Here is a 269-nt window from a genome sequence, read left to right as displayed (position 1 = left end):
CTCCCTCGCCGGCCTTTCGATCGGCGCAGTCATCGGCGCCATCGTTACCTATCTCAGGCTTCCTGCAATCATCGTCACGCTGGCCGGCTCATTCATCATCGGCGGGGTCGCACTCATCCTGCTGCCGCGGCCGGGTGGGTTCATTCCCGATTGGCTGTCGACGGTGCTGGCCGGCCACACGCCCGTCGCCTTCCTGTTGCTCGTCGTGATCCTGGCGCTCTGGAAGGCCTTTCTGGCAACGCCGCTCGGCCTCGGCATCTACGCGGCCG

The 269-nt window shown here is 66.2% G+C and carries 1 pseudogene; it reads left to right on the top strand.

What is annotated here, in order from left to right:
- Positions 1 to 269 (top strand): annotated as a pseudogene (locus tag AF337_RS30195) (ABC transporter permease); the annotation flags it as partial.

This window comes from Rhizobium ecuadorense, from assembly GCF_001187535.1.
In the GTDB taxonomy this organism is placed as follows: domain Bacteria; phylum Pseudomonadota; class Alphaproteobacteria; order Rhizobiales; family Rhizobiaceae; genus Rhizobium; species Rhizobium ecuadorense.
Note: the sequence above shows the minus strand (reverse complement) of the source record. Positions and strands in the feature narration are given on the sequence as shown.